The sequence below is a fragment of the Enterococcus sp. LX10 genome (assembly GCF_023539285.1).
GTDB lineage: Bacteria > Bacillota > Bacilli > Lactobacillales > Enterococcaceae > Enterococcus > Enterococcus faecalis.
In genome coordinates, this window is the sequence record NZ_CP092784.1 from 1,384,470 (window position 1) to 1,397,870 (window position 13,401).

13 protein-coding genes are annotated in these 13,401 nt (G+C 38.1%); 12 read left to right on the forward strand and 1 reads right to left on the reverse strand.

The window, feature by feature from the left end; genetic code table 11:
* Positions 1–129: 129 nt before the first annotated feature.
* From MKZ30_RS06600 to queG, 10 genes are all read left to right on the forward strand, one after another.
* Positions 130–1,302, forward strand: coding sequence for an LCP family protein (locus tag MKZ30_RS06600; RefSeq protein ID WP_002365661.1), 1,173 nt, complete (start codon positions 130–132; stop codon positions 1,300–1,302).
* A 75-nt stretch (positions 1,303–1,377) separates the two neighbouring features.
* Entirely contained in the window at positions 1,378–2,226 is an 849-nt protein-coding gene (locus MKZ30_RS06605) for a DegV family protein (protein WP_002382324.1), read from the forward strand.
* Positions 2,227–2,419: 193 nt separating this feature from the next.
* Positions 2,420–2,614 (forward strand): hypothetical protein, encoded by a 195-nt coding sequence (locus MKZ30_RS06610; RefSeq protein WP_002357574.1) that lies wholly within the window; start codon positions 2,420–2,422, stop codon positions 2,612–2,614.
* 11 nt (positions 2,615–2,625) lie between these two features.
* Positions 2,626–3,102, forward strand: a complete 477-nt coding sequence (locus tag MKZ30_RS06615; RefSeq protein ID WP_002398295.1) for a hypothetical protein — start codon at positions 2,626–2,628, stop codon at positions 3,100–3,102.
* 77 nt (positions 3,103–3,179) lie between these two features.
* Complete coding sequence (locus MKZ30_RS06620; RefSeq protein WP_002357572.1) at positions 3,180–3,512, forward strand: ACP phosphodiesterase; 333 nt, start codon at positions 3,180–3,182, stop codon at positions 3,510–3,512.
* Positions 3,513–3,547: 35 nt separating this feature from the next.
* Positions 3,548–5,602, forward strand: coding sequence for a cation:proton antiporter (locus MKZ30_RS06625; RefSeq protein ID WP_002360309.1), 2,055 nt, complete (start codon positions 3,548–3,550; stop codon positions 5,600–5,602).
* Between the two features lie 110 nt (positions 5,603–5,712).
* A complete protein-coding gene (locus MKZ30_RS06630; protein WP_033601251.1) occupies positions 5,713–7,602 on the forward strand; it encodes an ABC-F family ATP-binding cassette domain-containing protein in 1,890 nt (629 codons plus the stop codon).
* Between the two features lie 17 nt (positions 7,603–7,619).
* On the forward strand, positions 7,620–8,567 hold the full coding sequence (locus tag MKZ30_RS06635) for a thymidylate synthase (RefSeq protein ID WP_002369390.1): 948 nt from the start codon (positions 7,620–7,622) through the stop codon (positions 8,565–8,567).
* A 17-nt stretch (positions 8,568–8,584) separates the two neighbouring features.
* Positions 8,585–9,079: a trimethoprim-sensitive dihydrofolate reductase gene (gene dfr, locus MKZ30_RS06640; RefSeq protein WP_002384507.1), complete on the forward strand. Its 495-nt coding sequence runs from the start codon at positions 8,585–8,587 to the stop codon at positions 9,077–9,079.
* Positions 9,080–9,102: 23 nt separating this feature from the next.
* A complete protein-coding gene (gene queG, locus MKZ30_RS06645; RefSeq protein WP_002369389.1) occupies positions 9,103–10,272 on the forward strand; it encodes a tRNA epoxyqueuosine(34) reductase QueG in 1,170 nt (389 codons plus the stop codon).
* Between the two features lie 14 nt (positions 10,273–10,286).
* Here queG and lexA read toward each other — a convergent pair whose 3' ends face one another.
* Positions 10,287–10,907 carry a transcriptional repressor LexA gene (gene lexA, locus MKZ30_RS06650; protein WP_010715203.1) on the reverse strand — a complete coding sequence of 207 codons (621 nt, stop codon included), beginning with the start codon at positions 10,905–10,907 and terminating at the stop codon, positions 10,287–10,289.
* A gap of 150 nt (positions 10,908–11,057) precedes the next feature.
* Here lexA and MKZ30_RS06655 point away from each other — a divergent pair, with 150 nt between their 5' ends.
* Entirely contained in the window at positions 11,058–11,300 is a 243-nt protein-coding gene (locus MKZ30_RS06655; protein ID WP_002384502.1) for a DUF896 family protein, read from the forward strand.
* A 71-nt stretch (positions 11,301–11,371) separates the two neighbouring features.
* Positions 11,372–13,366 carry a transketolase gene (gene tkt / locus MKZ30_RS06660; protein ID WP_033601246.1) on the forward strand — a complete coding sequence of 665 codons (1,995 nt, stop codon included), beginning with the start codon at positions 11,372–11,374 and terminating at the stop codon, positions 13,364–13,366.
* Positions 13,367–13,401: the final 35 nt, after the last annotated feature.

A 13,401-nucleotide genomic window follows, 5' to 3' on the forward strand; every position in this document is an offset into this window, starting at 1 on the left:
AAATGAAGCTTACTTATTAGATAAAGTGAGTTTCATTTTTTATTAAATTACATATTTGTAATAGGAATTTCCTGCGAAATGAGGTATCCTAATAAAGGTGATAAAACACAGAGGTAAAGGAGTGACACGATGAGTCGTGTAGATCGTTATAAACATATTCATGAAAAATCGAGACCAGCAGAGCATAAAAAGACCTTTAATCCCCGAAAATCAATGGGTGAACATAGAGAAGAAGAACCAGAAGAACTAGCTGAAAGCCTTCAAGAGCCAGTTTACGAAGACAGCTATACTGAGGACAGTCGCAGAAGTGAGAGGCGACATCAAACAGATTCAGGTGGTGGCAACGGTTCTGACCAACCACCCCGCGGAAAAAAAGACAAGAAACCAAAAAAGAAACGTAAAAAATCAAAAACAAAACGCTTTTTCAAATGGCTAGTGATCCTATTGATTCTGTTATTTGCCTATAGTACAGTCATGTTTTTAAAAGGAAAATCTGCAGCAGAACATGATGACTCGTTGCCTCAAGAAAAAGTAGAAACATTTAATGGCGTCAAAAGTAGCAACGGGGCTAAGAATATTTTAATTCTTGGCAGCGATACACGTGGGGAAGATGCTGGACGAGCCGACACAATAATGGTTCTCCAACTAAATGGACCATCAAAAAAACCGAAATTAATTTCATTTATGCGTGATACATTCGTGGACATTCCTGGTGTCGGGCCGAATAAAATTAATGCCGCATACGCTTATGGCGGTGCTGAATTGGTTCGTGAAACGTTAAAACAAAACTTTAATTTAGATACGAAATATTATGCTAAGGTAGATTTCCAATCATTTGAAAAAATTGTTGACTCTATGTTTCCAAAAGGTGTCAAAATCGATGCAGAAAAATCACTGAATTTAGATGGTGTTGATATTGAAAAAGGGCAACAGGTCATGGATGGACATGTCTTACTTCAATACGCTCGCTTTAGGATGGATGAAGAAGGCGACTTTGGTCGGGTTCGTCGCCAACAACAAGTTATGTCAGCTGTAATGAGCCAAATGAAAAACCCAATGACTTTATTAAGAACCCCAGAATCACTTGGGAAATTAGTCGGCTATATGTCGACAGATGTGCCTGTTAGTTTCATGTTAACGAACGGACCATCATTGCTGATTAAAGGAAAAGCAGGGGTTGAGTCATTATCGGTTCCGGTACCAGATTCTTGGAATTTTGGTGAATCCTCTTATGCAGGCAGTATTTTAGAAGTAGATGAACAAAAAAATGCTGACGCCATCGAAAAATTCCTGAACGAATAAGGAAAGCATTTTAAAATATCCTTTTTTATGCTATATTAGAAACAACGTGGAAAATTAGTGAAACGAGGTTACAAAATGAAAATTGCTATTGTGACAGATAGTACAGCTTATTTACCCGAGCGCATTAAAGATCATCCGAATCTTTTTGTAATTCCCATCCCAGTCATTTTAGATGGAAAAATATACAACGAAGGCATTGACATTGAAGCAGATGAATATTATGCATTGCTAAATAATAGTAAAGAATTTCCGACGACTTCACAACCTGCTTTAGGAGAAGTGTTAGAGCTTTACAAATCAATCGCTGAACAAGGGTACGACACCATCATCAGCATTCATCTTTCTTCAGGAATCTCTGGTTTTGTTCATACATTGCACGGACTTACTGATGAAATCCCAGGCGTTGCTTTGTATCCATATGACTCAAAAATTACAAGTATGCCAATGGGACACATGGTAGAAGCTGCTTTAGATTTAACAGAAGAAAAAGCCAGCTTAGAAGAAATTTTTGCCAAATTAGATTTAATTCGTGACAATACGTATGCATATCTAATTGTAGAAGATCTGAACAACTTAGTTCGTGGCGGTCGCTTAACGAATGGCGCAGCCTTGATTGCTGGACTATTGAAGATTAAACCTATCTTGACTTTTGAAGATGGAAAGATTGTATTATTTGAAAAAATCCGTTCAACAAAGAAAGCTTTTGCTCGTGCAGAAAAGATTATTGGTGAACGAAACGCAGGGATTGAAGCACCAGTTAAACTGTATGTGATTCATGCTAATAACCGCATCGTTGCTGAAAAAGAACAAGCAAAATTACAAAAGCTATACCCAAATGCAGAAATTGAAATCGGTCATTTTGGTCCAGTTATCGGGACCCACCTAGGGGAAAAAGCAATTGGTTTAGCGATTTCAGCTCAATAATAAAAGATGAGACAAAAGTAAACTACTTCTGTCTCATCTTTTATTCTATTATTTTATCGTTCGCTGGTGTTACTCAGTCGAACACTTTTTGTTTATAAGAAAATGTAAAATTACTCCTTTTTATTAGAAAATATCTTGCAAATTAAGCAATTCCTTACGAAGTAATGTATACTAAGGAAGAGGAGGCGGTTAAATGAAAAGAAATATAGCCTTGTTGCAAAGCGAAAAAATGAAAAAAGTTCAAGCTTTAGCAAACTACTACCAAGAATCAATTGACTTACCGCCTGGAAAAAACCGTGAGGCGGTTATCAAAAAGATTAATGAATCAAAAAAAGAAATTAAAGAAATAAATGATATATTAACAGATATTCAAAAGAAAAAGAAATAAAGGAGTCGTTTGTGATTATCGATGGATTTACGTTATTGCTATTTTTATTTGTCGTCGTTATGTATGGTTACTTTTACTTCGTACGTAAAAGTATTGTAATTCCGGCTGCAAAACATCCTACAACAAAATATCTAGTTGCTTTTTTTAGTTTAATGATTCTGGCCAATGCATTTTCGGCAGGAGATAAAATTGAAATGATTCGAAGTGTGTTATATATTTTGATTATCTTCAGTTTTCTTTACGATGCAAGAGGTTTTGCGGAGAATTGTATTATTACGCATCCTTTTGACAATCGGGGCACGGCCTTTAAAGATATCGAAAAGATTGTCCTTGTTCAAAAACCGAACGGTATTCGTTTAGGGTATTTAAAAAAAGGCAGAAGAGGGGTGGTTTTACGCTTTTCTGCGCCACTAGAAGAAATGGTTCTTTTTCTTTCAACACGGATGAATGAAGAGGCAGAAATTGATATTATTGTTAATGAAGATTAACCATGTTCAGCTCCTAGAAATCAGCTTTTTCCGCGTTAAGTTTTGTCTGAATTTCTTTTGAAAAAAAGAAAGCAATTTTGCTTGTACTTTTGGTAAAATTTGTTATAATTAGTCAGATTAAATTTTGGAAGGAAGTTGTTTCGGTGAGTGAAGAATTTGAAAAGTGTGTCGCTGACTTGAAAAAGAAATATCAAGCAATCCCTGAAGAAAAACGACAACACTTTGCAGAACGTATGCAAAAGAAAAATTTCTTACGCTACAAAAAAATTGAATTAATTAAAGGAGAACTTCTTCGTTTAGAAGCACGACGCGCTCAATTGGAACTTTGCGAACGCAGTTCTGAGTTAGAAGAAGTTGAAAAGAAAATTATTCTTAAAAAGAAAAAATTACTTAAATGTTTTGATCGGTAAGTCAATAAAAATTTAATATAGAAGGGAATGATAGGATGGAATTTACCTTTCTAATCATTGTTTTTGCACTGTCTATTACCTTCTCAAACATATTCAACCGGATTGTTCCCGTCATTCCGCTGCCAATTGTGCAAATTATTGTAGGCGTTCTAATTGGTTTAACTAAAATGGGGCAGGAAATTGAATTTGAGCCTGAAGTGTTTTTAGTAATGATTATTGCACCGCTTTTATTTAGAGAAGGGGAGCTAATCAATCTGAAAGCAATGATGAAAAATTTCGGGATGATTCTTTTCTTGGCCTTTTTTGGTGTGTTAATCACTTTAGTCGGAGTCGGCTGGACCCTGCATATGATTTTGCCTACTTTACCATTAGCCGCTTGCTTCGCTTTTGGAGCGGCTCTAGGACCAACGGATGCGGTGGCGGTAGGTTCGTTATCAGGTCGAATTGACATTCCTGAACGTTCGATGAACATTTTATCTGGTGAAGGACTCATTAATGATGCATCAGGCGTTACAGCCTTTCAATTTGCATTAGCGGCTTTATTAACGGGGTCATTTTCGCCGGTGGAAGCGGCAGGGACCTTGGTTATTTCCAGTATTGGTGGAGCGGTAGTCGGAATCGTGTTAGTTCTATTAAAACAGCAAATTGTTCATTTACTTGAAACTGCAGTGGCAAAAGATGTTACAGGCTACTTGTTGATTGAATTACTCTTGCCATTTATTGCTTATTTAATTTCAGAGTTGATTGGCGTTTCTGGAATTATTGCTGCTGTGATTGCTGGAATTATGCAAGCGTCTAGTTTGAAAAAAGTTTCGCTTTTTGAAGCAGAGCTGTCAAATGTTGGCGAAAGTATTTGGAGTATGATTGAGTTCACCTTAAATGCCTTAGTTTTCTTATTCTTAGGAATTGAACTTTCTCAAGTGTTTTCGCCAATTTGGATTGACCAACAATATTCAAACTGGTTCCTACTAATGGTTGTTCTAATTATTAGCGCCGTTGTCTTTTTGATTCGTTTCTTAGCCATTTTCAGTGTTTACACGCTTCAACATGGTCTTAAGAAAGTTAAAAACGCAATGAATGAAATGCTGATTTTAACTTTTGGCGGTGTTAAAGGAACAGTGAGTTTAGCCACCATCTTTATTTTGCCAACAGCGATTAACGGCGAGCATTTTAAAGAACGACCGTTATTACTATTCATTACGGCTTGTGTTATTTTGGTGACTCTGATTGGTGGGATTCTAGTTTTACCATTTTTAACTGATTCAGAGACGGAAGTGGAAAATGAAGAGTCAGTCGAAATTGATTTATTACGTGATGTCATTGATGTCTTAAAACAGCAAAATGAAGAGAATCCTCGTGGTGAAATGAATGCGGTCATTGAAAATTATCAAGATCGTTTAAAAGAATTGTATACCGAGCAGCTAAGTGCGGAACGAAAACAAGAAGTGCAAGAGTTGCGGACGTTAATTGTGTCCATTGAACGAGACGGCTTAGAAGAAAGTCTGAAACAAGGAGAAATTAGTGTCAGAAGTTATCGTATGTATCAACGCTTGATTACACGGATGCAACGGTCGATTGCCAAACAATTATTATCGATTGTAGGCTTTTGGTTATTATTTGCTCGACAAATCATTTCGATTCTTTTACATCCTAAGTTATTTTTCAATCGTGGTGAAGCTTCTGAAGAAGAAAAAGAATTACGAAATGAAGAACTAGAAAATATTCGCCAAGTTTTTCTAAGAAATTCTCAAGTTATTCTGAAGAGTTTAGATAATTTGCGCGGTGTCTATGATGATGATTTAATTGATTTCTTCATTGACGGACGCTTGGATTTAGCCCATAAGTTTGAAAAAGGCGAATTTATTGATTCGTATATTGTTCATACGGAGACAGACTATGTCAAAGACCTATTATTAGGCTTCCAAGAAGAACGACGGATGATTGATCATTATGAACAATCTGAACGCATTTCAATTATCGAAGCGAACGAGTTACGAAAAAATGTCAATTTATTAGAGAGTTATTCGATTAGCGGCGAAGTGAATAACGTTCCGCTTAAACGATTTGTTAAAAATTTTAATAAAGAATAAGTAATAGTGTATGAGATGAAACCAAGACGATTTTTATCTCATGCACTTTTTTTATAATCCAATTTTTGATACAATAAGCAAGACCAAAATAGAAGGAGTTGGTAGTGTCGGTGAAAGAATTAAAAGTAACAGATTTAACCAAAACATATGGGGAAAAAACACTATTTGATCATCTTTCTTTTTTGATTCATGAAAAAGATCGCATTGGTTTAATTGGGATTAACGGCACAGGGAAAACCAGTTTATTAAATATTATTGCTGGCGTAGATAGCGGTGATGGTGATTTTGCTGCGATTCAGCAGCCAAGTGATTATCAAATTGGGTACCTTTCCCAGAATCAAACATTTGACGAGAATATTACGATTGCAGAAGCCGTGTTTCAGGGAGACAGCCCAATCATAAAAGCGGTCAAAAATTATGAATTAGCGTTAGCTGCTTTAAGTGAGAATGGTTTAGACGAAGGGGTTCAAAGACGTTACACGCAAGCAGAAGAAGCCATGAATAAACAAGATGCTTGGACAGCAGATACCAATGCAAAAATTATTTTACAAAAATTAGGCATTCCCACATTGGAAAAGAAAATAGGTGAGCTTTCTGGTGGGCAGTTAAAACGAGTAAGCTTGGCGCAAGTCTTAATTGAAGCGCCTGATTTACTGTTATTGGATGAACCAACGAACCATCTGGATTATGAAACGATTGAATGGCTAGAAAACTTTTTAAATAACTATCGTGGTGCGGTTTTAATGGTGACCCATGACCGCTACTTTTTAGATCGAGTAACCAATCGGATTTTCGAACTTTCTTTTGGAAAACTGTATGAATACAAAGGAAACTATGAAACGTATGTAATGGAAAAAGCCGAACGTGAACGTGTCGCTGTAGAGCAAGAAGAAAAAAGAAAACGGCTCTTCAAACAAGAACTAGCGTGGATGCGAGCGGGCGTTCAAGCACGAGGAACGAAACAGCAAGCAAGAATTGATCGGTTTCAGGATTTAAAAGAAAACTTGCATCAGGTACAAACCAATGGCACCTTAGAAGCAGACTTTGCCACGCAGCGTTTAGGGAAAAAAGTTCTGGAAATCAAGGAAGGAAATTATGCCATTGATCACAAACAGCTTTTGAAAGACTTTAATTTACTCATTCAAGCAAACGATCGAATTGGCATTACTGGTAAAAACGGTGCAGGCAAATCCACGTTATTAAATATTTTAGCTGGCCGCATTCCTTTAGAGAGTGGCCTATATAGTATCGGTGAAACCGTCCGAATTGGCTATTATACCCAGCAAAACGAAGAAATGGATCCTAATCAACGGATGATTGCTTATTTGCAAGAAGCAGCAGAAGAAGTGAAACGCAGTGATGGAAGCAGCGTTGGGGTCGCTGAAATGTTAGAGCGCTTTTTATTTCCTCGTTTTATGCATGGCACACTGATTGGCAAACTGTCTGGTGGAGAAAAACGCCGGTTATATCTCTTAAAATTATTAATTAGTCAGCCTAACGTGTTATTATTGGATGAGCCAACCAACGATTTAGACATTGATACGTTGACCATTTTAGAAGATTATATTCAAACGTTTAAAGGAGCGGTAATTGCGGTTTCTCATGACCGTTATTTCTTGGATAAAACAATGGATAAATTGTTAGTTTTTCAAGGAAATGGTCAGATCCTATCATTTTATGGCACGATGAGTGAATATTTGGCGAACCAAAAAGAACAAGAAAAGGTCAAAGAAAAACCGCTCAATAAACCAGTAAAAGAAGCATCGACAGAAAAGAAAGAAAAAACAAAGCTGACTTATATGGAACAAAAAGAGTGGGCAACAATTGAAGAAGATATCACACAATTAGAAACGAAATTAGAAACATTAACTGAAGAAATGAATCATCAGGGTGATGATTTTGTTCGTTTACAAGAATTGCAAGAAGCAGTAACTGCAACGGAACAATTGTTAGAAGAAAAAATGAATCGTTGGGAATACTTGAGTGAATACGCGGATTAAGAGACGGAGGGAATAAGATGGAAGAAGCATACTTAGCGCTAGGAAAAAAGATTTTAGAAGAAGGTCATTTTAAAGAAGACCGTACAGGAACTGGGACGTATAGTTTATTTGGCTATCAAATGCGTTTTGATTTGGCCAAAGGATTTCCCTTACTAACAACCAAACGAGTACCGTTTGGCTTGATTAAAAGTGAGTTATTGTGGTTTTTAAAAGGCGACACGAATATTCGTTATTTGTTAGAGCGAAATAATCATATTTGGGATGAATGGGCGTTCGAACGCTATGTAAAAAGCGCAGATTATCAAGGACCAGACATGACGGATTTTGGGCATCGTGTCTTACAAGATCCAGCGTTTGCAGAACAATACAAAGAAGAACATCAAAAATTCTGTGACGCCATTTTAAACGATGAAGAATTTGCAGAAAAATATGGTGAATTAGGGAATATTTATGGTGCGCAATGGCGTCACTGGGAAACCAAAGATGGTAGCTTTATTGATCAATTAGCTAATGTGATTGAAATGATTAAAACCAATCCTGATTCTCGCCGTTTAATTGTTTCCGCTTGGAATCCAGAAGATGTGCCTTCAATGGCGTTGCCGCCTTGTCACACTATGTTTCAATTTTATGTAAATGAAGGAAAATTAAGCTGTCAACTTTATCAGCGCAGTGCCGATGTTTTTTTAGGTGTTCCTTTTAACATTGCAAGCTATGCTTTATTGACACATCTGATTGCGCATGAAACAGGTTTAGAAGTGGGGGAGTTTGTACACACGCTAGGAGATGCCCACTTATATCAAAATCATGTGGAACAAATGCAAGAACAATTATCACGAGAAGTTCGTTCTTTCCCAACACTCGTTTTGAATCCAGACAAGGCTTCTGTTTTTGATTTTGATATGGAAGATATTAAAGTAGAAGGCTATGACCCACATCCAACGATTAAAGCGCCGATTGCCGTATAAAAAAGGAGAGAGAAGCTATGTTAGCAGCCATTTGGGCCCAAGATGAACAAGGAGTGATTGGTAAAGAAGGCAAATTGCCTTGGCATTTACCCAACGACTTGAAATTTTTCAAGGAAAAAACAATTCATAATACATTGGTTTTAGGACGTGCAACTTTCGAAGGTATGGGATGTCGTCCGTTACCAAATCGAACAACGATTGTCCTAACCAGTAATCCGGATTACCGAGCTGAAGGCGTTTTGGTTATGCATTCCGTAGAGGAAATTCTTGCGTATGCTGACAACTATGAAGGTGTGACCGTTATTGGTGGAGGTTCTGTCGTTTTTAAAGAACTGATTCCCGCATGCGATGTCTTATATCGGACGATGATTCATGAAACGTTTGAAGGCGACACCTTCTTTCCAGAAATCGACTGGTCTGTTTGGGAAAAAGTTGCCACTGTTCCCGGCGTCGTGGACGAGAAAAATCTCTATGCACATGACTATGAAACGTATCATCGAAACGATAAATAATAAAATGAAGGGAGGCATGAGCAATGCCAACATTGAAAGAAAAAATTATTCAAGAGAGTCAACGTTTAGGCATCGATAAAATCGGCTTTACTCATGCTGAACCATTTATTGAATTAGAAGATTCTCTGCATGAACAACGAGAGCGAGGATATAACTCGGGGTTTGAACATCAAAATGTGGAAGAACGAATTTACCCAGAAAAAACGTTTGAGCATCCTAAAAGTATTATCTCCATTGCTTTAGCTTATCCCACCAAAGCTCAGGAAAAAATGCCTAGAGATGAAAAGCGTGGACAATTTGCGCGAGCCTCTTGGGGAATTGACTATCATCACATTTTGCAGGATCGGTTGCAAAAATTAATTGCTTTTATTGAAGAGCAAGCTGCCACTGAAGCAGAAAAAGAACACTGGCGCTTTCGGCCGCAAGTAGATACTGGCGAATATGTTGACACCGCTGTTGCTCAGCGGGCGGGTTTAGGATTCATTGGTAAAAATGGTCTACTGATTACCGAAGAATTTGGTTCCTTTGTATATTTAGGTGAGGTGACCACCAACATTCAATTTGAACCAGATGAACCTGTTCCAAATGGTTGCGGTGATTGTACTCGTTGTATCACAGGGTGTCCTACAGGGGCTTTGTTAGGGGACGGTCGAATGAATGCTCAAAAATGTTTGTCTTATCAAACGCAAACAAAAGGCATGATGCCTGAAGAGTATCGGAAAAAAATGCGTAACGTCATTTATGGTTGCGACATTTGTCAGCTGGTTTGCCCTTATAATAAAGGAAAAGATTTTCATTTTCATGAAGAGATGGAACCAAAGATTGAAGAAGTCTATCCCAAATTGGCACCGTTATTAACTATTTCCAATAAAGAGTTTAAACAGCAATTCGGACACTTAGCAGGCTCTTGGCGTGGCAAAAAACCATTGCAACGAAATGCTTTAATTGCGTTAGCGAATTTGGGCGGCCGTGAAGCTATCCCACAAATTATTCTCTGTTTAAATGATCAGCGTCCTGTCATTCGCGGAACAGCTGCTTGGTCGTTAGGTCAGCTCGCAAAAAGAGAACCCGAGCAAAGTTTAGAAGCTTTAAATTATCTACTTTCTGTAGAAACTGAAGCAGAGGTTATCGAGGAAGCTCAAAAGGCTATTTACTTGTTAACAAGCAAAAAAGGAAGCCGCTCAACGGAGTGACTTCCTTTTTTTTATTAAATATGATTCCGATATAAACCAACAACTTTACCTAAAATTGTAACGTTATCTAAAAGAATAGGCGCTAATGCATCATTTTCAGGCTGCAAGCGGATATGATTTACTTCTCGGAAGAATCGTTTACAGGTTGCTTCATCTTCATCGGTCATTGCGATTACGATGTCGCCATTATTGGCATTCGATTGCTTACGAACAATCACTTGGTCGCCATCTAGAATACCTGCGTTAATCATACTTTCTCCTCGAATCGTCAACATAAATAAAGCATTTTCTTCTGTACGTAAATCAGGAGGTAACGGGAAGAAATCTGATGCTTCTTCCACCGCTAAAATTGGTTCACCAGCAGTTACGACACCTAACATCGGAATAGTTGTCGGTTGAATTCCGATCTTTTCCAAGCCTTCTGGTGTTAATTCGATTGCTCGCGGTTTTGTTGGGTCACGTAAGATTAGACCCTTTTTTTCAAGACGAGCTAAATGTCCGTGAACGGTAGAAGTTGAGGATAAATCAACAGCCTTCCCAATTTCGCGAACGGTTGGCGGATAACCCTTTAATTCGACTTGTTCGTATATATATTTAAGTACTTCTAATTGTCTTGTTTCTGTACGTTTCGCCAAAACCCGCACCTTCTTTCAATTGATAAAATTAGTGTACCATAAAATGCGAACGAAATCAAACAAGCGTTCGTGTTTTATAAATATCAGAATATAGTTGTTTTTTTAAGGCAGTTCTTATAATATAGACAGTGAGAGTAAGGAGGGGTTTTGATGTTATCGAAAGAAAAAATTGCCCGTATAAATGAATTAGCGAATAAAGCAAAAGTGGAAGAACTTAGTGCGAAAGAAAAAGTCGAACAACAAGAATTACGTAAAGAGTATTTAGAAGCATTTCGTGGAGGGATGCGTCACCATATCGAAGGAATGAAGGTCGTGGATCAAGAAGGGACCGATGTGACTCCTGAAAAACTAAAACAAATTCAACGTGAAAAAGGACTTCACAACAGAAAGTAATTGCTTTCATTGTCGAAATAAGCTACACTATGAATAAAGGTAAAAAAAACCTAAATTAGGAGATGATTTTTTTGTTTGACAAGACAGATCAATTGGGCGTTAATACAATCCGGACATTAAGTATTGAAGCCGTACAAAAAGCGAACTCAGGACATCCTGGTTTACCAATGGGTGCTGCCCCAATGGCGTATGCACTTTGGACAAAACATTTAAAGGTGAACCCAACAACTTCTAGAAACTGGGTTGATCGTGATCGTTTTGTACTTTCAGCAGGCCACGGCTCTGCAATGTTGTACAGCTTATTACATCTATCAGGATACAACGTAACAATTGACGATTTGAAAAATTTCCGTCAATGGGATAGTAAAACACCAGGGCATCCAGAAGTGCACCACACAGATGGTGTTGAAGCAACAACGGGACCTCTAGGACAAGGGATTGCTATGGCTGTTGGTATGGCAATGGCTGAAGCGCATTTAGCTGCAACTTATAATCGTGATAGTTTCCCTATTATGGATCATTACACGTACGCAATTTGTGGTGACGGCGATTTAATGGAAGGTGTTTCTCAAGAAGCAAGTTCAATGGCTGGTCATATGAAATTAGGTAAATTAATTGTCTTGTACGATTCAAATGACATCTCATTAGATGGACCAACTTCTAAAGCCTTTACTGAAAATGTTGGGGCTCGTTATGAAGCATACGGATGGCAACATATTTTAGTTAAAGACGGCAATGATTTAGATGAAATAGAGGCTGCGATTGAAGCGGCTAAAGCTGAAACAGATAAACCAACATTGATTGAAGTTAAAACAGTCATCGGTTACGGAGCACCAAAAGAAGGAACTTCTTCCGTTCATGGCGCGCCAATTGGTGAAGAGGGCATTACAGCGGCTAAAGCTGTTTATGGTTGGGAATATCCTAACTTTACTGTGCCAGAGGAAGTCGCTGCTCGTTTTAAAGAAACGATGATTGACGAAGGCCAAAAAGCTGAAGAGGCTTGGAATGAGATGTTTAAGAACTATGAACATGCGCATCCAGAATTAGCCAAACAATTTAAAGAAGCTTTTGCCAACCAATTACCTGAAGGTTGGGAACAAGAATTACCTAAATATGAACTAGGAACAAGTGCTGCAAGTCGTGTAACAAGTAAAGAAACGATTCAAGCTATTTCAAAAGTTGTTCCAAGTTTCTGGGGCGGTTCAGCCGATTTATCTGCCTCAAATAATACAATGGTTGCTGCAGAAAAAGATTTCGAACCTGGTCAATACGAAGGCCGTAATATTTGGTTTGGTGTTCGCGAATTTGCAATGGCTGCAGCAATGAACGGGATTCAATTACACGGTGGTAGCCATGTTTATGGCGGGACATTCTTCGTCTTTACTGACTACTTGCGTCCAGCAATCCGTTTAGCCGCTTTACAAAAAGTTCCTGTAACTTACGTCTTAACGCATGACTCTGTTGCGGTGGGTGAAGATGGGCCAACACACGAACCAATTGAGCAATTAGCAAGTGTTCGTTGCATTCCAAATGTTCATGTGATTCGTCCAGCAGACGGCAATGAAACTGTTGCTGCTTGGAAAATTGCTATGACTTCTACGGAAACACCAACTATTTTAGTTCTAAGTCGTCAAAACTTACCTGTTTTAGAAGGAACGTTAGAACACGCTTCTGCTTCTGTTCAAAAAGGTGCTTATGTATTGTCACCACAAAAAGGTGAACAACCAGCAGGGATTTTAATTGCGACTGGTTCTGAAGTAAATCTAGCAGTGGAAGCACAAGCGAAATTAGCGGAAGAAGGCATCGATGTATCTGTCGTGTCAATGCCAAGTTTTGATTTGTTTGAAAAACAATCTGCTGAATATAAAGAAAGTGTGTTACCTAAAGCTGTGACAAAACGTGTGGCAATTGAAGCTGCAGCAAGCTTTGGTTGGGAACGCTATGTAGGAACGGAAGGCAAAACAATTACAATTGATCACTTCGGCGCTTCTGCACCTGGCGGTCTAGTTCTTGAAAAATTCGGCTTTACTCCTGAAAATGTGGTTAATACCTATAAATCACTATAAATAAACATTAAAAAACCTGAATGCTTGTGATAGCA

Bases quoted from the DNA above. Each gene is read 5' to 3' on its own strand.
- MKZ30_RS06600 (WP_002365661.1), top strand. From the start codon at position 130: ATGAGTCGTGTAGATCGTTATAAACATATTCATGAAAAATCGAGACCA.
- MKZ30_RS06605 (WP_002382324.1), top strand. From the start codon at position 1,378: ATGAAAATTGCTATTGTGACAGATAGTACAGCTTATTTACCCGAGCGC.
- MKZ30_RS06610 (WP_002357574.1), top strand. From the start codon at position 2,420: ATGAAAAGAAATATAGCCTTGTTGCAAAGCGAAAAAATGAAAAAAGTT.
- MKZ30_RS06625 (WP_002360309.1), top strand. From the start codon at position 3,548: ATGGAATTTACCTTTCTAATCATTGTTTTTGCACTGTCTATTACCTTC.
- MKZ30_RS06635 (WP_002369390.1), top strand. From the start codon at position 7,620: ATGGAAGAAGCATACTTAGCGCTAGGAAAAAAGATTTTAGAAGAAGGT.
- dfr (WP_002384507.1), top strand. From the start codon at position 8,585: ATGTTAGCAGCCATTTGGGCCCAAGATGAACAAGGAGTGATTGGTAAA.
- queG (WP_002369389.1), top strand. From the start codon at position 9,103: ATGCCAACATTGAAAGAAAAAATTATTCAAGAGAGTCAACGTTTAGGC.
- MKZ30_RS06655 (WP_002384502.1), top strand. From the start codon at position 11,058: ATGTTATCGAAAGAAAAAATTGCCCGTATAAATGAATTAGCGAATAAA.